Origin of the sequence: Aquitalea sp. ASV11 (genome assembly GCF_016429185.1) — a bacterium.
Classification (GTDB): domain Bacteria; phylum Pseudomonadota; class Gammaproteobacteria; order Burkholderiales; family Chromobacteriaceae; genus Aquitalea; species Aquitalea pelogenes.
This window is the reverse complement of sequence record NZ_JAELUD010000005.1, coordinates 20,871-39,051: the sequence shown is the minus strand read 5'-3', so window position 1 is coordinate 39,051 and position 18,181 is coordinate 20,871. Positions and strand designations below refer to the sequence as shown.

Annotated in this window: 15 protein-coding genes; all 15 read right to left on the bottom strand. The window is 59.8% G+C overall.

Translation table 11 applies throughout. The features are described 5' to 3' along the window. Window positions 1–18: 18 nt before the first annotated feature. On the bottom strand, window positions 19–1,419 hold the full coding sequence (locus JHD62_RS03145; RefSeq protein ID WP_370541021.1) for an FAD-binding oxidoreductase: 1,401 nt from the start codon (window positions 1,417–1,419) through the stop codon (window positions 19–21). Window positions 1,420–1,532: 113 nt separating this feature from the next. Then, window positions 1,533–2,402: an acetyl-CoA carboxylase, carboxyltransferase subunit beta gene (gene accD / locus JHD62_RS03140; RefSeq protein ID WP_199101731.1), complete on the bottom strand. Its 870-nt coding sequence runs from the start codon at window positions 2,400–2,402 to the stop codon at window positions 1,533–1,535. A gap of 83 nt (window positions 2,403–2,485) precedes the next feature. Further along, window positions 2,486–3,274: a tryptophan synthase subunit alpha gene (gene trpA, locus JHD62_RS03135; protein ID WP_045845214.1), complete on the bottom strand. Its 789-nt coding sequence runs from the start codon at window positions 3,272–3,274 to the stop codon at window positions 2,486–2,488. Window positions 3,275–3,292: 18 nt separating this feature from the next. Continuing rightward, window positions 3,293–4,495 (bottom strand): tryptophan synthase subunit beta, encoded by a 1,203-nt coding sequence (gene trpB / locus JHD62_RS03130; protein ID WP_199101730.1) that lies wholly within the window; start codon window positions 4,493–4,495, stop codon window positions 3,293–3,295. Next, window positions 4,482–5,105, bottom strand: a complete 624-nt coding sequence (locus JHD62_RS03125) for a phosphoribosylanthranilate isomerase (RefSeq protein ID WP_199101729.1) — start codon at window positions 5,103–5,105, stop codon at window positions 4,482–4,484. Before JHD62_RS03125 ends, trpB begins: the two co-directional genes overlap by 14 nt. A gap of 1 nt (window position 5,106) precedes the next feature. Continuing rightward, window positions 5,107–5,895: a tRNA pseudouridine(38-40) synthase TruA gene (truA, locus tag JHD62_RS03120; protein ID WP_199101728.1), complete on the bottom strand. Its 789-nt coding sequence runs from the start codon at window positions 5,893–5,895 to the stop codon at window positions 5,107–5,109. A 198-nt stretch (window positions 5,896–6,093) separates the two neighbouring features. Then, window positions 6,094–8,790: a FimV family protein gene (locus JHD62_RS22480; RefSeq protein WP_233160585.1), complete on the bottom strand. Its 2,697-nt coding sequence runs from the start codon at window positions 8,788–8,790 to the stop codon at window positions 6,094–6,096. A gap of 153 nt (window positions 8,791–8,943) precedes the next feature. Next, a complete protein-coding gene (locus JHD62_RS03110) occupies window positions 8,944–11,277 on the bottom strand; it encodes a FimV/HubP family polar landmark protein (protein ID WP_370541020.1) in 2,334 nt (777 codons plus the stop codon). A gap of 153 nt (window positions 11,278–11,430) precedes the next feature. After that, window positions 11,431–12,432: an aspartate-semialdehyde dehydrogenase gene (locus tag JHD62_RS03105; RefSeq protein WP_199101727.1), complete on the bottom strand. Its 1,002-nt coding sequence runs from the start codon at window positions 12,430–12,432 to the stop codon at window positions 11,431–11,433. Window positions 12,433–12,571: 139 nt separating this feature from the next. Continuing rightward, window positions 12,572–13,678, bottom strand: coding sequence for an aspartate-semialdehyde dehydrogenase (asd, locus tag JHD62_RS03100; RefSeq protein WP_082086297.1), 1,107 nt, complete (start codon window positions 13,676–13,678; stop codon window positions 12,572–12,574). Window positions 13,679–13,820: 142 nt separating this feature from the next. Then, window positions 13,821–14,885: a 3-isopropylmalate dehydrogenase gene (gene leuB, locus JHD62_RS03095; protein WP_233160584.1), complete on the bottom strand. Its 1,065-nt coding sequence runs from the start codon at window positions 14,883–14,885 to the stop codon at window positions 13,821–13,823. Between the two features lie 44 nt (window positions 14,886–14,929). Continuing rightward, window positions 14,930–15,691, bottom strand: coding sequence for a class I SAM-dependent methyltransferase (locus tag JHD62_RS03090; RefSeq protein ID WP_199101726.1), 762 nt, complete (start codon window positions 15,689–15,691; stop codon window positions 14,930–14,932). 13 nt (window positions 15,692–15,704) lie between these two features. Continuing rightward, the gene (leuD, locus tag JHD62_RS03085) at window positions 15,705–16,349 is read right to left on the bottom strand and encodes a 3-isopropylmalate dehydratase small subunit (RefSeq protein WP_199101725.1); all 645 of its coding nucleotides are present in this window, start codon (window positions 16,347–16,349) and stop codon (window positions 15,705–15,707) included. Window positions 16,350–16,375: 26 nt separating this feature from the next. Continuing rightward, window positions 16,376–16,528 carry an entericidin EcnAB gene (locus JHD62_RS03080; protein WP_131359253.1) on the bottom strand — a complete coding sequence of 51 codons (153 nt, stop codon included), beginning with the start codon at window positions 16,526–16,528 and terminating at the stop codon, window positions 16,376–16,378. A 21-nt stretch (window positions 16,529–16,549) separates the two neighbouring features. Beyond that, window positions 16,550–17,956, bottom strand: coding sequence for a 3-isopropylmalate dehydratase large subunit (leuC, locus tag JHD62_RS03075; RefSeq protein WP_199101724.1), 1,407 nt, complete (start codon window positions 17,954–17,956; stop codon window positions 16,550–16,552). Window positions 17,957–18,181: the final 225 nt, after the last annotated feature.

Genomic DNA, 18,181 nt, shown 5'->3' with positions numbered 1-18,181 from the left:
ACCGCCAGCTCATGTATCCTAGCCAGCCTGCTGCAACAGCTTGCCGGGATTCATGATGCCGTTCGGATCAAATACTGCTTTCACACCGCGCATCAGGGCGATATCCGCTGCCGAACGCGTTATGCCCAGATAATCGCGCTTGAGCAAGCCCACGCCGTGTTCTGCTGACATGCTGCCGGCAAACTCCGCCACCAGTGCGAACACCTGCTCATTGACCTGCTCACAGGCATGACGAAAATCTGCCAGCGCCCAACTGGCCGGTTTCAGAACATTGATGTGCAGGTTGCCATCGCCGATATGGCCGTACCACAACACCTCGAAGTCCGGGTAATCGCGTTCCAGCAAGGATTGCAAACGTGCCACAAAGTCAGGCAGTCGACTGAGCACCACCGAGATGTCGTTCTTGTACGGCGTATACGGTGTGATGGCAGCGCTGATGCCCTCACGCAAGCGCCATAGCGCCTTGGCTTGCTGTTGTGACTGCGCCATCACGCCATCAGCCACCCAGCCCTGCTCCATGCAGTCAGCAAACACCTGCAAGACAGCTTCTTCCTGTAACTGCGCTGCGGTTTCCAGCTCCAGCAATACATAAAAAGGCTGACGTTCTGCCAGCGGTGCGCTTGCCTGCTCGACAGCCAGCACATGGGTCAGTGCCAGGTCGGAAAAGAATTCGAAAGCCTGCAGCGTGAGCGCGCTGCGAAAAGCGTGAAACACCGCCATGATGTCTGCCAGCCTGGGCAGGGCCAGCAATAGCACCGTGGTGGACGGTGGCGGGTCGGTCAGGCGCATGGTGGCAGCCACCACCAGCCCCAGCGTACCTTCCGACCCAACAAACAGATGGCGAAAATCATAGCCGGTATTGTTCTTGGCAAGGCCCAGATTGCACTCCAGCACCTCACCGCTACCACTCACCACGGTAAGGCCAGCCACCCAGTCACGGGTCATGCCGTAGCGCACCACCCGGATACCACCTGCATTGGTAGCAATATTGCCGCCAATCTGGCTGGAGCCACTGGAAGCGAAGTCCACCGGATAATACAAGCCATGATCGGCAGCAAACTGCTGCAAGGCGGCAGTGACCACGCCTGCCTGACAGCGTACGGTGCGTGCCAGCGGGTCAAAACCGTCAATCCGGTTCATGCGCTCCAGCGACACCACTACCTCGCCCTGCACGGCAACAGCACCGCCAGACAGGCCGGTACGGCCGCCAGAGGGGACAATACCCAACCCCTGCGCATTGGCCCAGCGCACTACGGCCTGCACTTCTTCGATACTCACCGGAAACACGATGGCAGCCGCCTGCGGCGTGGTGTAGCGCGTCCAGTCCTGGCCATAGCGCTCACACGTTTCTGCATCAAGGTGGATACGATCGGCAGACAGAATGGCCTGCAAGCTGGTCAACTGGGCGGCGGTAAGCACGGCGAGGCTTTCTATTGGGGCCATAAACAAGCAATGTCGGCAGCCTAGCACAGCTGGCAGATATGAAAAAAGCCGCTCCCAATGGAAGCGGCTTGTGGCTTGCTGGCCGGAAATCAGGCGACAGCAGGCTGCTTTTGCAGCATGGCCACCAGTTCGGCAATCTTACGCTTGAGTTCGCGACGATCAACGATCATGTCGATGGCACCCTTTTCCAGCAGGAATTCGGAACGCTGGAAGCCTTCCGGCAGGGTTTCACGCACGGTCTGTTCGATCACGCGCGGGCCGGCAAAGCCGATCAGCGCGCCCGGCTCGCCAATCACCACATCACCCAGGAAGGCGAAGGAGGCGGACACACCACCCATGGTGGGATCGGTCAGCACCGAAATGAAAGGCAGCTGGTCATCGGTCAGCAGTTGCAGAGCGGCACTGGTCTTGGCCATCTGCATCAGCGAATTCAGGCCTTCCTGCATGCGCGCACCACCGGATGCCGCCACGCAAATGAACGGGGCCTTGGCTTCGATAGCGGCTTGTACGCCACGCACGAAGCGCTCACCCACCACCGAACCCATGGAGCCGCCAATAAAGCGGAACTCAAAGGCTGCCACCACGGCCGGCATGGAGTGGATGCTGCCTTGCATCACAACCAGCGCATCGTCTTCGCCGGTGCTGCTTTGTGCGGCGGCCAGGCGGTCCGGATAGCGCTTGCCATCCTTGAACTTCAGAATGTCCACCGGCTTGACTTCGGCACCGATTTCGCGGCGGCCTTCATCATCCAGCAGCATGTCCAGCCGCTGACGGGCATTCAGCGGATGGTGATGATTACATTTCGGACAAACCTGCAGATTGCTCTCCAGGTCGGTGTAATACAGTACGGCTTCACATGCCGGGCACTTGCTCCACAGCCCCTCCGGTACCGCTGAAGGCTTGTCGGCGCGGGAATCGCGCTTGATCTTCGGCGGCAGGAGCTTGTTCAACCAGCTCATGCTGACTCCTTGCTCAACACAACCCGGCCAGACCAGCCGGGTTGTCAGTAAAACGGGGTGATGTCACCCCGTTTGCGTGTTCCTTAAAGAATGGCAGCTTTCAATTCCGCTACCAGACCGGTCAACCGCTCTTTGGCGGTTTGTTCTGTAGCCGCCTCGATTTCCTGCACCAGTCGGCTCCCCACCACCACGGCATCGGCCGTCACGGAGATGGCCTTGGCTGTGGCGGCATCGCGAATGCCGAAGCCAACGCCAATGGGAACCTGAATATGTGCTCTAAGGGCGGCAATTTTACGCGCTACATCGTCAATGTCCAGATTTCCTGCACCGGTGACGCCTTTGAGCGACACATAATAGACATAACCACGTGCGTGACGGGCGATTTCGCGCACCCGTGCCTCTGGCGTGGTAGGGGCAATCAGGAATACCGGGTCCAGATCGGCAGCAATCAATGCTGCCGACAGATCAGCCGCTTCTTCCGGCGGGCAATCCACGGTCAGTACGCCATCCACACCCGCTTCACGGGCAGCAGCGGCAAACGCCGCATAGCCCATGACGAATACCGGGTTGAGATAACCCATCAGTACGACTGGCGTGGTGGTGTTGGTTTTGCGGAATTCCGCCACCATGGCCAGCACATCGCGCAAGCCCACCTTGTGCACCAGTGCGCGTTCCGATGCGCGCTGGATCACCGGACCGTCGGCCATCGGGTCGGAAAACGGCACGCCCAGTTCGATGATGTCGGCACCACCATCCACCAGACCGTGCATCAGCTCGACGGTGCGGGACGGATGCGGGTCCCCGGCGGTAATGAAGGGAATCAACGCCTTCTTGCCCTGCAGGGCAGCAAAACATGCAGCAATACGTGACATAAGCCTTCCTTCGCCTTGTTACAGCGTGATACCGGCCAGGCCGGCCACGGTATTGATGTCCTTGTCGCCACGGCCGGACAGGTTGACCAGAATCACCTTGTCCTTGCCCATGGTGGGCGCAACCTTGGCAGCCCAGGCCAGCGCATGGCTGGACTCCAGCGCCGGAATGATGCCTTCCAGGTGACAGCAATCATGGAAAGCCGCCAGGGCTTCCTTGTCGTCGATGGCAACGTATTCGGCGCGGCCGATGTCCTTGAGATAACTGTGCTCAGGACCGACACCCGGGTAATCCAGACCGGCAGATACCGAATGGGTTTCCACCACCTGGCCATTGGCATCCTGCATCAGATAGCTCTTGGCACCGTGCAGCACGCCCACGCCGGCACCACCGGACAAGGGTGCCGCATGCATGCCGCTGTCAATGCCGTGACCACCGGCCTCCACGCCCACCAGGCGCACGCCATCCACATTGATGTAGGGGTAGAACATGCCGATGGCGTTGGAGCCACCACCCACGCAAGCGACGACGACATCCGGCTGGCGACCGGTCAGCTCCGGCATCTGCTCTTTGGATTCTTCGCCGATCACCGACAGGAAGTCGCGCACCATCATCGGATACGGGTGCGGGCCGGCCGCCGTACCCAGAATGTAGAAGGTGCTGTCGACATTGGTCACCCAGTCGCGCATGGCTTCGTTCAATGCGTCCTTCAGGGTTTTGGAACCGGACTCCACCGGCACCACGGTGGCACCCAGCAGCTTCATGCGGAATACATTGGGCGACTGGCGCTTGATGTCCTCCGCGCCCATGTAGACAAAGCATTCCATGCCATAACGTGCAGCCACGGTAGCGGTAGCCACGCCATGCTGGCCGGCACCGGTTTCGGCAATCACACGCTTCTTGCCCATGCGGCGTGCCAGCAGGGCCTGACCGATGGCATTGCTGATCTTGTGTGCGCCGGTGTGGTTGAGGTCTTCACGCTTGAAGAAAATCTGCGCACCGCCCAGTTGTTCCGACCAGCGTTTGGCGTGGTAGATGGGGCTGGGACGGCCCACATAGTGTTTCAGCTCCTGGCGAAACTCTTCCCAGAAGGTGGGGTCGGCCTTGACGCGCTCGTATTCGTTCTTGAGCTCGTCCAGTGCCGCCATCAAGGTTTCGGCAACATAGACGCCACCATACGGGCCGAAATGGCCTTTTGCATCCGGAAGATCATACCGCTCCATGCCTTGCTCCTGATATGAACGCTGCCATTCTGGCAGCATCTTTGATTCCCTTGGCTGCTTCCACTCCGCTGGAAACATCCACCGCCGCCGGCCGCACTGCGGCCACGGCTTGTCCGATATTGTTGTCATCCAGCCCGCCGGACAAAATCAACGGCAGAGGCAGGTTTTCCGGCAGCAAGGTCCAGTCAAAAGTGGTACCGGTGCCACCATGTGCGCCTTCGACAAAGGCGTCGGTCAACAGCCCGCGCGCATCCGGGTATTGGGCTGCCGCGGCGCTCAGGTCGAGGCCTGGCTTTACCCGTACTGCCTTGAGATAAGGCCGCTGGAAAGAACGGCAGAATTCCGCACTTTCTTCACCATGAAACTGCAGGATGTCGATGCTGCAAGCACTCAACACCTCTTCCACCCAGCTGCGCTCCGGGTTCACAAACAATGCCACCACGCTGACAAAGGGCGGCAATGCGGCAATCACCGCTTGGGCCTGGGCGATGCTGACATTGCGCGGGCTTTTCGGATAAAACACCAGGCCGATGGCATCGGCACCCAGGCGGGCGGCTTCGACACCATCTTCCGGGCGGGTAATACCGCAAATCTTGATTCTGACTGTCACTTCATCTCCACAAGGCCAGGCGCGCCGGTTCAGCCAGCGTCGGCAGGGCAAACTGCACGGGATAACCCACACCGGTCAGGTACAAACCGTCCGGCATGAAGGTGGGCGGTGCCCGGGTACGGTCCCGTGCCGCCAGCAGGGCTTGCAAGTCGGCCTCATCCAGACTGCCCTTGCCCACATACAGCAGCGCGCCAACGATATTGCGCACCATGTGGTGCAGGAAGGCATCGGCCATCAGGTCAAAGCGGATCAAACCGCCCTGCTCGCTGATATCCAGTTGCTGCAAGTTCTTGAGCGGGCTCTTGGCCTGACATTCGGCAGCACGGAAGCTGGAAAAATCATGCTGTCCCAGCAAGCACTGTGCAGCACGACGCATGGCATCCACATCCAGTTGCTGGTGATACCAGCCCACCTTGCCAGCCAGCAGACAGGGGCGCACCGGATGAGTCAGCAGGAAATAGCTGTAAGAGCGCGAAAAAGCAGAGAAACGGGCGTGAAAGTCGTCTGACACCTCGCGCGCCCACACCACCGCCACTTCGTGCGGCAGCAAGGCATTCACTCCGCGCACCCATGCCGTCAGCGGACGTACCGTCTGCGTATCGAAATGCACCACCTGCATGGCGGCGTGCACACCGGCATCGGTACGGCCAGCGGCCAGCGTTGTAATTTCATGACCGGCAATCCGGCTGATGGCCTGGTTCAGTTTGTCCTGAACGGTATTGCCATGCGGCTGAGTCTGCCAACCGGAGAATGCCCGACCGTCATACTCGATGCCGAGCGCTATTCTCATGCCCACACCTTCACTAGCAAACATCGCACAGTCCGGGTGGCTAACCCGTGCTGCAAGTATTCAAAGCATCAACTCTACCCTATCCAGCAGGGTTTACGCCATGTTGACATGCAAGAAGCCGGCAAGGCGGCGTTGCCGGGTAGGCCATGAAAAACGGGGATGCTGTTGCATCCCCGTATCTGTTGCGCCCCCCGGAAGCTAGACAGTCTGCCCGGCTTCCTTCATCAGCGCTTCGGCAGTTTCCTTGTCGCCCATTTCCAGATACAGCTTGGCCAGCTCCATCTTGTCATTGGCTTCGGACTGCGGTGTTGGCGCTGCTGCCTGCGGTGCCTGCTTGCTGACCGGCGCCTCAGGTGCTGGCGAGGCGGGAAGGTCGGACAGGAAATCCATGTCCAGCATGGGTTCCGGTGCCTGTTTTACCGCATTTTCCAGCTCCTGCTCACCCAGTGAAGCAAAGGCATCCAGTCCGCTCAGCGGGTCATTATGCTCGGCGGCGGGTGGTAATGGTGCCGGGCCTGCCGGTGGTTTTTGCAGGAACTCCGTATCCAGTGCCGGCTCTGGCGGCGGTTCCACGGCTCCCAGTTCGGTAGCCAGATCAATCCCGCCTTCCGCTGCCACGGCAGTCGCTGCGGTGTGCTCAGCACTGGCAGGGGTCAGTCGCACCGGTTGCAGGTCTATCGGGCTAGCCATCGCTACTGGTTGCATATCGAACAAGGGATGCTCCGGTGCCAGGGTACGACCCAGCTCACACACCCGCATCCATAGCGTACTGTCTTTGCCGAAAATGCCACGCGCCGTGGTGGCCTCAGCAATGAAACCATCCTTGTCCGGCATCATGGCCAGCACTTCCAGCAGTTTGTAGCGCAAATCCTGCCGCATGGGTTCACGCACCAGACCTTCGCGCAAAATGTCCAGCGCCTGATCCAGCCGACCATAAGCCAGATAAACCTCGGCCTCGGCAATCAGGTCGACCGAAGCCAGATCGATACCCTCGCCGCGCTTGATGCCACTCATCAGTGTGGTCAAGGGACCCATGGTCAACATCGAAGGATTATCCGCTGCGGGCAAGGGCTCGGCAGGCGGCTGCTCAGCTTCCTGTTTGTTGCGGCGTCTGCGCTGGGCCAGCAACAGGCCGGACAAACCGATTACCGCCGCACCACCCGCCAGGGCGGCGGTGTTGTCATGCAAGACTGCCAGCACATCATCCACCAGGAAGCTGGCTGGTTTTTCCGCCTCAGGCGCCTTGCTGACGACAGGCTTGGCTGGCGTGACTGCCTTGCTGGCTTCAGCATGCGGGGCAGAAGCGACTACGGGCTGCGCTGCTGCTTGCGGCGCAGATGCGCTTGCATGACTGGCTGCGGGCTCGGCCATTGCCTGACTGGCAACCGGCTTGTTCTGGGCAGCAATGGCTGCGGCACTGGCCTCTGCAGCCTTGGCCAGCTGCATGATGCGAATCTTTTGTTCCAGTTCCTGCGCTTTTTGTTGTGCCTGCTGCAAGACCTGATCCTGACGTTGCAGGATATTTTTCAGCCGTGCCTCCTGCTCATTGATTGCAGCACCCGGACTGACGCCCTTGATGGCGGAAACCTGTGGTGCCGATGCCGCAGAGGCCGATGCAGCTGGCTTGGCCGTTGCTGCCGGCACTTTCACCATGGGCTTGAGACTTACCGCATCGGGCGGCACAACCGGCTTGGCCGGAGCCTCATGCGGCGTGACTGCTGGCGTGACTGCGGACGCGGCCACCGGTGCCGCTGGCGCAGCAGCCGCCACCGGCTTGCCAAGAGGCTTTTCTTCACCCAAGGCTTGCTTCAGTGGATGACTGGCCGGTGCTGCGGCCAGATGCCATGCCGCCGGATATTTCAATGCCGTACCAGCACGCAGGCGATTGACATCACCGCCGATGAAGGCATCGGGATTCCCCTCGTACAAGCGCCCTGCCGTTTCAACGGCCGAACCGCCACCTTTCATGCGGGAGGCAATGCGCGACAGGGTATCGCCATGGCGCACACGATAAACCTTCAAGGGTTGTACCTGAGTGGCGGCAAGCTTGCTGTCAGGTGCAGGCGTGACGGCATGTTCTTCTACCGTGTAGCCATTGGGATCAAGCAACAGGGTATAGCGCTTCTGGGCATGTACATTGGCAGCCCCCACATCCAGCCGGAAGGCAAGTACAGGCTCATTCAGCGGGCGGGTGCTGCGCAGCTGCAATACCGACTTGTCGGCCACGCGGGTCAACTGGTGCGAGATCGAGGCAATCAGCTGGCTCTGCTCGGCACTGGGGCTGCCTTGCAAGCTGTCGGCGGTCAGTGCCACATGTATATTGTCGGTTTGCCTTGCAGCGGTGCCAAATAACTCCAGCTCGGCCACCAGCGGTTCGCCCAGTTTGGAGTTCACTTTCAGTTGCCCCAGGCCCAAACTGCCCAGCCGCGGCATCTGGTCCGGTGCTACCACCGACTTCTTGACGGTATCGTCGTGAGCCGGCTGCTTGTCCTTGCGCGGCGGACCATCACGCAGATAGTCCACTTCAAACTCACGCACCAGACGACCGGCCGGCCAGCTCATTTCCACCGCAAAGCGCAACAAGGGCTCATCGAAATGGCTGGGTCCCTTGACCAGAATCTTCTGAATACTGCCGTCAGGCTTGCGAATGGCCGAGAACTTCAGCACCGGTGCCGACTGGCTGTAGGTAGAAACCAAGGGATATTTGTTGCGATCAGCCAGGCCCACCAGCACATTCCCTTGCGGATCTTCATCCATCACCGGGATTTCTGCCTCGAAGGGCTGGCCTTCGGAAGACAGGACGTGAATGGGCCCCAACCCTGCCAGCGCCGATCCTGCGGCACCCATACCGGCCAGCAACAGCGCCAGCAAGGTCATGCGATGTGTTGAAGCCATGATGCGGACTTCCCTGACTCCTGCTCTGGCAGGTTTTATTACGAATGAACTACCCGGCTTAAACGTGCGCTTGCATCAGGCAAACGGAAAATGCCGGGCGGCACCATGGCACCGCCCGCTACACAAACTGAACCAGTCAGTACACTGCAGACATCATGCACTGATCTTGGCCAGCAAAGCCTCGGCTTCCTCTTTCAGGCTTCCTTGCGCCTCACCGACAAGGTCCTGCAGTACCTCACGGGCACCGTCGCGGTCGCCCATGTCCAGATATACCTTGGCCAGATCAAGCTTGGTGGACAACGGATCATCGAGCAACATGCCGTCGGCAGCAGGAGCAGGTTCCACCGCGGGTGCTGCCGGTGCAGGCGTGGCCGCTACCATGTCCTCATACAAGGATTCAAATCCATCATTGACCGCGGGCGCTGCCGGGGCAGCAGCCGGCTGAGACTCAGCCTTGCTGGCCACAGGCTCGCTAACAGGGCCATCCAGATTGAAATCGAAATCGAGCAGATTGGTCTCGGCTTCCGGTTCCGCTGCCGGTTTTTCGGCGGCTGCAGGTGCCGGTGCTGCCAGCTCGGCGTCCAGATCGAAGTCCAGCATATTGGAAACTTCGGCCGGTTTTTCCGCTACTGTTTCTTCTTCAAACAGCGCAGCACGCAAAGGATCTTCCGCACCTTGCGGGGCAGCAAGCGGCTCGGGTGCCGGGCTGGCTGCAACAGGCTCGGTAGCGCCAAACAATTCCTGATCCAGGTCGATCAATCCATCACTGGCGGGTGCGGGTGCTTCGGCAGGCAGTTCATCAGCAGCCAGTTGATACAGCGCATTGGTAGGATCGATACCCAGCCCCATGGCAGCAACCTTGGCCCATGCCTGGCCCTTGCCGTCGGTGCTGGCGTGGAATTCACGTGCCAGTTTCTCGAAATTGGCAGTATCCGGACGGGCAGCATACAGTTCCAGCAGTTTTTGCCGCACTTCCTGGCGGGACGGATCCTTGGCCAGCGCATCCTTCAGGATTTCCTCGGCCTGCGCATCACGGCCGTAAGCCATATACACTTCGGCCTCAGCTACCGGGTCCACTTCGGCCGCATCAATCGCACCGGACGACTGGGTAAAGTTGGTCATGAAAGAATGACCGCCACTGACCGAGCTGGGGCCACTACCCACAGCAGCGCGGCCCAGTACGGCATTGCTGGCCTGGGTGGAAAGCTGCAGGGAGGAACCGGATGCAGCCTTGCGGCGGCGGGAGAGCAGCACTCCAAGAGCACCCAGCAGACCGACACCGGCAACCCCGCCGCCAATCAACGGCAGGTTATCAATCAGGCCATCCAGCCAGGAACGCTCCGGTGGCGGTGGGGGCGGCGCTACCGGCTTGGGCGCAACCACCGGCTTGGGTGCCGGCGCAGCAACCGGTGCCGGGGCAACAGCCGGCGTGCTTGCAGTTGCATCGACGACGGGAGCGGAGGTGGCCGGTACCGCAGCAGCAGCTTGCGATGCCATGGGCTTACCGCTTTGCAGCGACTTGAGTTGTTGTTCCAAGGCAGCAATGCGCGCTTCTGCATCTTTCAGCGACTGTTCGCGCGCAGAAACCTGTTGTTCCAATACCGACAGCTTGCCATCCGGCTGTGCACCGGCAGCCTCGGCAGGCACCAGTTTCAGTACATCACCATTCTTGCCCTTGGCTGCAGGCGGCGCTTTGGCCACTGCCGCTGCAGGCGCGGCAGCCGGAGCAGCAGCAGGTGCAGCAGTGCCATCCGCATGCAGGATGCCATTGACTTGCTCGGCGCTCAGCGCCTTGATCTTGCCGGCAGCGGGCACCTTCATGGTGACACCGGCCTTCAGCTTGTTGGGATTGCCATCATTGAACGCATGCGGATTGGCTTGTACCAGGGCCGCCATGGTTTGTTCAGTCGTGGCGCCAGCCGGCTTGATGCGTGCGGCCATGCCACGCAGGGTGGAGCCGGAGCGGGTTTGCACCACACCGGGGGTGGCGGCATGGGCAGCCTTTGCCTGTTTGCCGGCATAGCGACTGGAAAGATTGTCCTCGGCATACTGCGGCATGTCCTGCACGATGGACTTGGCTTGTGGCGCGTTATAGCTGGCAGGATCCAGCAGCACCGTGTATTCGCGGACCGAACGGCCAGAACTGGTCTTGGCTTCTACCACAAAACGCAGATAAGGATCGTTGATGGGTGTGGCAGAGCTTACCCGGATGACTGCACCGCGTGCAGAAGGGACAACATGAAAGCGCAGTGCCGACATGCTGCCGCTGTAATCGACATTCAAGTCCCTGAACGTATCCGGACTGGCCAGCCCGATACGGGCCGTTTCCAGCTCGCTTGCGCGCACGCCGGTCAACTCGATATCTGCGTGAAAGGTCTCCCCGAGGTAGGATCGCACATTGATCCTGCCAAGACCGGCCCATACATTTGCCGAACACAGCATGGCTACTGCCAGTACGCTCAGCTTGAATTTTGCCTGATTATTCACAGTCTACCTTCCGGCACTCATTTATCTTGATTTTATATCGCCTGCTCTACCCGCACAGGCACAAAACTGGCAACTAGTGCCATATTAGGCCCTAGCCAAGCTTTTAGCTAGATAACATAACAAGAAAACCCCGGATAACCCGGGGCTTTACATTTATTCAAACAGTCCTGCTTTATACAAGGACTCGGCCAGCAGAACACAGTTGAGTGCGGCACCCACCCGGACATTGTCGGCAGTCAGCCAGAAACTGATGGAATTTCCGGTTTTGCGCAAACGGCTAATCCAGACGCCATCATTACCGGTTGCTTCCATAGGGGTAATGTAACCGCCGTGCTGATCTGCCGATATCAATTGCAAGCCGGCTGCCAGCAAACGATTACGTACCTGGGCCAGATCAATATCACCCGCCACTTCCAGGTTTACCGACCAGGCATGGCCAAAGAATACCGGCACGCGAATACAACTGGCCTCCACTTGCAGTTCGGGTTGCTGCAGCAGACGGCGCAATTCGGCACTCAATGAGCGTTCTTCATCCGAATGACCATCGGCATCGACATCGCCAATCTGCGGCAAGACATTAAAAGCAATGCGCTTGGCAAAAACGGTATTTTCGGAATCACGCTGTGAAAACAGCGCGGTGGTTTGCTCGGCCAGTTCTTCCAGCGCCTTCTGCCCTGCGCCGGATACAGACTGATAGGTGGAAACAGTCAGACGACGCGGCTGCAAAGGCAGCAGGGGTTGCAGCGCCATGGCCAGCGGGGTGACGGTGCAATTGGGCGCAGCCACCAGCGCGCCGGCTTCCAGCCCTTCCAGCTGGCTGCCATTGACCGAGGGCACCACCAGCGGCACTTCCGCATCCAGCCGGTAGGCATCGCTGAAGTCAATCACGGTTACGCCTGCGGCGCGGGCTTGCGGGACATATTCGCGCGCAACATCGCTGCCGGCGACAAAAATGGCCAGCGCCACATTCTCGAAACCGAATTCATCAAGCTGGCGGATGTCCAGTTCCAGATTGCCATAAGCAACGGTAGACGCCTCATGTTCAGGGCCATCAACGGCAAACACACATTCTGCCGGGAACTGGCGTTCGGCCAGCAGTTCGAGAACAGATTGGCCAACCAGGCCAGCGGCACCTACTACAGCAAGCTGCATCATCCGAATAAATCCTTACATTCCTGAAAAGGCTGATATTACCTCAGCCAATAGCAAAGGGCGCATGAAGCGCCCTTTGCAGTGTAGTCGACAACGGCACATTACCGTCTGAAAAAAAGCGTTGCGACTATTTTAACCCGAATCAGCGTTCGATGAGGATACGCAACATGCGGCGCAGCGGTTCGGCCGCGCCCCACAGCAGCTGGTCACCAATCACGAAAGCGGACAGGTACTCACCACCCATGTTCAGTTTGCGTACGCGGCCGACGCCCACTTCCAGGCCACCGGTGATGGCAGCCGGGGTCAGTTCCTTGACGCTGATTTCGCGGTCGTTCGGCACCCATTTCACCCAGTCGTTGCCAGACTTGATGATGGCTTCGATCTCTTCCAGCGGCAGGTCTTTCTTCAGCTTCACGGTCAGTGCCAGGCTGTGGCAGCGCATGGCGCCAATGCGCACGCACAGGCCGTCAACCGGAATGGTGGCGTCGGTTCCCAGAATCTTGTTGACCTCAGCCTGACCCTTCCATTCTTCCTTGGACTGGCCGTTATCCAGCTGCTTGTCGATCCAGGGGATCAGACCACCAGCCAGCGGCGCGCCGAAGAATTCGGTCGGCACGTCTTCGCGGATGGCGGCAGCCACCTTGCGGTCGATTTCCAGAATGGCGGACGACGGGGTAGCCAGTTCGTCGGCCACGGCAGCGTGTACCACGCCCATGCCCTTGATCAGTTCGCGCATGTGGTTGGCGCCACCACCGGAAGCAGCCTGGTAGGTCATGGAGGAAACCCACTCCACCAGACCTTCACGGAACAGACCGCCCATGCCCATCAGCATGATGGAGTTGGTACAGTTGCCGCCGATGTAATCTTTCACACCCTTGGCCAGTGCGCTGTCGATCACGTTGCGGTTGACCGGGTCCAGCACGATGACAGCATCGTCAGCCATGCGCAGGGTGGAGGCCGCGTCGATCCAGTAGCCAGTCCAGCCGGCGGCACGCAGTTTCGGATAGATGTCGCTGGTGTAATCGCCGCCCTGACAGGTGACAATGGCGTCCATTGCCTTCAGTTCGTCGATGTTCTTGGCGTCTTTCAGTGCCGGTACATCACGGCCGATGTCCGGGCCTTTGCCGCCGACATTGGAAGTGGTGAAGAACACCGGTTCGTTGATGACAGCGAAATCGTTCTCTTCACGCATACGTTGCATCAGCACGGAACCAACCATGCCACGCCAGCCTACAAAGCCTACTTTCACGGGTTTCTCCTGGGATCTGTCTCTAAAGTTGCGATTGGCCCGTTAACGCAAGCGCCAGCGGGCCAAGTATTTTTATTACCCCATTGTGCAGCGCGATAGCGCAGGTGGCAATGGGGTCAACCCTATCAGGGTGAAGTTTTTTTTACAGCGCTGCCACCACTGCGTCACCCATGCCGGAGCAGCTGACTTTCTGGCAACCAGCTTCGAAGATGTCGCCAGTGCGGTAGCCTTGAGCCAGTACCGTCTTGACCGCATTTTCCACACGCTGGGCGGCTTCTTCCTGGGCAAAGGTATAGCGCAGCATCATGGCAGCAGACAGGATGGTGGCCAGCGGATTGGCCAGATTCTTGCCGGCGATGTCCGGTGCGGAACCGTGCGAAGGCTCGTACAGGCCCTTGTTGTTCTGGTCCAGCGAAGCCGACGGCAGCATGCCGATGGAGCCGGTGAGCATGGAGGCTTCGTCAGACAGAATGTCGCCAAAGATGTTGCCGGTCACCATCACGTCGAACTGCTTGGGGTTGCGCACCAGCTGCATGGCGGCGTTGTCCACATACATGTGGCTCAGCTCTACCTGCGGGTATTCGCGCGCCACGTCGATCATGATTTCTTTCCAGAACTCGGTGGTTTCCAGCACATTGGCCTTGTCCACCGAACACAGCTTCTTGTTGCGCTTCATGGCAATGCTAAAGGCAACGTGAGCGATGCGGCGCACTTCGCTTTCGCTGTAGCGCATGGTGTTGAAGGCTTCGCGCTCGCCCTGCTCGTTCACACCCATGCCTCGCGGCTGACCGAAGTAGATGTCACCGGTGAGTTCGCGCACGATCATGATGTCCAGACCCGATACCACTTCCGGCTTCAGGGTGGAGGCATTGGCCAGTTCCGGGTACAGGATGGCCGGACGCAGGTTGGCAAACAGGTTCAGGTCCTTGCGGATGGCCAGCAGGCCACGTTCCGGACGCAGCGGACGGTCCAGCGTGTCGTATTGCGGGCCGCCTACCGCGCCCAGCAATACGGCGTCGGCTGCGCGGCACAGTTTCTGGGTGAATTCCGGATACGGCACGCCATAGGCGTCGTAGCCGGCACCGCCCAGCGGCGCTTCTTCCAGCTCGATCGGCAGGCCGTCCTGACGCAGTACATCAAGCACCCGACGTGCCTGGGCAATGATTTCCGGACCAATGCCGTCACCCGGCAATACGGCGATTTTCATGATTTATCCTTTGCTGTCTCTGATTACTTAGTATTTTGAAATCTTCACGCTGCCCACAGCACGATGACGTCAACGGTAAAGCTGCCGTCCGCCTCGATGGCGTAGTAGTCGCGCACTTCCTGGCCAACAGACTGCTGCAACAGGCGGATGGCCTGGCGCAGGGTTTGCGGTGTGCGCATGCGCTCCACCCACACGCCAAATTCCAGCCGCAGCTTTTGCCGTATCACCTGCTGCACTTGCCAGCCGGTAGCGCTCAACGCGGTCAGCCATTCAGCCATGGCGTAGTTGTGGACATGGCTGGTATCGCGCAGTACTTCCACCGCTTGCAGATAGGTATCCAGCAGCGGCTGGCCAGGCGACATCACATCGATGAAGGCAAGCTTGCCACCGGGTTTGAGCACCCGGCGCGCCTCGCGCAGCGCGAGGCCCAGATCACCCCAGTGGTGGGCGGAGTAGCGGCTGAACACGAAGTCGAACTCACCATCGGCAAACGGGAGTTGTTCGGCCGCGCCTTGCCGGGTGGTGAGCGTGCCAAGGCCACGGGATGCCGCCTCGTCTGCCACTACCTGCAGCATGCTGGCGGACAAGTCGTAGGCCACTACGCTGGCAGCATGTTCGGCCAGCTGGAAGCTGACATGGCCGGCACCGCAGCCCAGGTCCAGTACCCGCGCAGCACCGTGCTCACGCACGGCTTGCTGTAGCTGGGCAAACTCCGCGCCCTGGGCGTGTACCTGGCTGTGCAGGTAGGCTGCCGCCTGGGCACCAAATTGTTGCTGGACGTGTTCTGCGTGTGCGCTCTGGCTCATGTCATTCTCCGGTTCAGGCCTGGAGGAACAACCAGGGCTGGGACTGGCGGCGGGCCGCCTCGTAAGACTTGATTTCTTCCGCGTGCTGCAAGGTGAGGCCGATTTCATCCAGACCACCCAGCAGGCAGTGCTTGCGGTGCTCGGTGATGTCAAAGGCAAACGACTGGCCGGACGGGGTGGTGATGGTCTGCGCTTCCAGATCCACCGTCAGGCGGTAGCCTTCGCTGGCTTCGCATTCGCGGAACAGCTGGTCCACCACTTCAGCAGGCTGCACGATGGGCAACAGGCCGTTCTTGTAGCAGTTGTTGAAGAAGATGTCGGCAAAGCTGGGGGCGATCACCACGCGGAAGCCCTGGTCGTCCAGCGCCCACGGTGCGTGTTCGCGGCTGGAACCACAGCCGAAGTTTTCGCGCGCCAGCAGCACTTGCGCACCGGCGTAGCGCGGAAAGTTGAGCACGAAATCCGGATTGAGCGGACGTACGCTGTTGTCCATGCCCGGTTCGCCGTGGTCCAGATAGCGCCATTCGTCGAACAGGTTGGGGCCAAAGCCGGAGCGCTTGATCGACTTGAGAAACTGCTTGGGGATGATCGCGTCGGTATCGACATTGGCACGATCGAGCGGGCACACCAGCCCGTCAAGTTTGTTGAATGCTTTCATGAGATTCTTTCCGAATCAGGCTGCCCTTACTGGGCAGCGTTTTCGATGGCCTGACCAGCCTTCTGGATACCATGGCCGACAGCCTGGCCGCCTTGTCTGAGGTCTTCACCCGCGCCGTGTAAGGTATTGCAGGCAGACAGCAGGATGGTCACAAACAGGCTGAGTGCAATTTTTTTCATGGATGAATTCCTTTCGCAGAATTAAAGCTGACGGATGTCAACAAAATGGCCGGTCACCCCTGCCGCTGCTGCCATGGCCGGGCTGACCAGATGGGTACGCCCACCCTGCCCCTGACGGCCTTCGAAGTTGCGGTTGGAGGTGGAGGCGCAGCGCTCGCCCGGTTGCAGACGGTCGGCATTCATGGCCAGACACATCGAGCAACCCGGCTCGCGCCATTCGAAACCTGCCTCGATGAAAATCTTGTCCAGCCCTTCGGCTTCGGCCTGCGCCTTCACCAGACCGGAACCCGGCACCACCAGCACTTGCTTCACACTGGCTGCCTTTTTACGGCCACGCGCTACTGCAGCGGCTTCACGCAGGTCTTCGATGCGGGAATTGGTACAGGAGCCGATAAACACGATGTCGACCGGAATGTCTTTCACCGGGGTATTGGCAGTCAGACCCATATAGGCCAGCGCGCGTTCAATACTGCCCTTTTTCACCGGGTCGGCTTCGGCAGCCGGGTCTGGCACGATGCCGTCGATATCGGTCACCATTTCCGGCGAGGTGCCCCAGGTCACTTGCGGCTTGATGTCGCTGGCTTCCAGCTCCACCACGGCGTCGAAATGCGCGCCCTCATCCGAATGCAGGGTGTTCCAGTAAGCCACGGCAGCATCCCACTGTGCGCCGGTGGGGGCAAACGGGCGGCCCTTGACGTAGTCGATGGTCTTTTCATCCACCGCCACCATGCCGGAACGGGCACCGGCTTCGATGGCCATGTTGCACAAGGTCATGCGGCCTTCCATCGACAGGCTGCGGATGGCCTCGCCACCGAATTCGATGGCATAGCCGGTACCGCCAGCGGTGCCGATTTTGCCAATAATTGCCAGCGCCACATCCTTGCCGGTAATGCCGGCTGGCAGCGGGCCATTCACCTTCACCAGCATGTTCTTGGACTTCTTGGCGACCAGGCACTGGGTGGCCATCACGTGTTCCACTTCCGACGTGCCGATGCCGTGTGCCAGAGCGCCGAAGGCACCGTGGGTGGAGGTGTGGCTGTCACCACAGACCACGGTCATGCCCGGCAGCGTGGCACCCTGTTCCGGCCCCATCACATGCACAATGCCCTGCCCCTTGTCCTTGAACGGGAAGTAAGCCAGCGCGCCAAAGGACTTGATGTTGGCATCCAGGGTTTCCACCTGCTGGCGCGAGATCGGGTCCTTGATGCCTTCGTCCCAGTGGTCGGTCGGGGTGTTGTGGTCGGCGGTGGAAACCACCGAATCCACACGCCACAGGCCGCGGCCGGCCAGTTTCAGGCCTCCAAAGGCTTGCGGGCTGGTGACTTCGTGCACCAGATGGCGGTCGATATAAAGAAGAACCGTGCCGTCGGCCTCTTCCCGCACTACATGGCTGGACCAGAGCTTGTCGTAAAGAGTTTGTGCTGTCATGGCTTCCTGCTCGTGAAATGGCGGTTGCAACACCGCCGGTTTGCCGGATACAAGGCAGCCATTCTGTCACGCTGATCGTTACCGCCACAAGGCTGTCCTGCTTGCCCTGGCCGTTGTGCGCCACAGAGTTCGGCTGCTGTTGGCACACATCATCGCGCAGCTTTTTTCCTAGTACAAGATAAGCATTTATACTAGTACTGGCACTACCACGTTAAAGTGGAAATT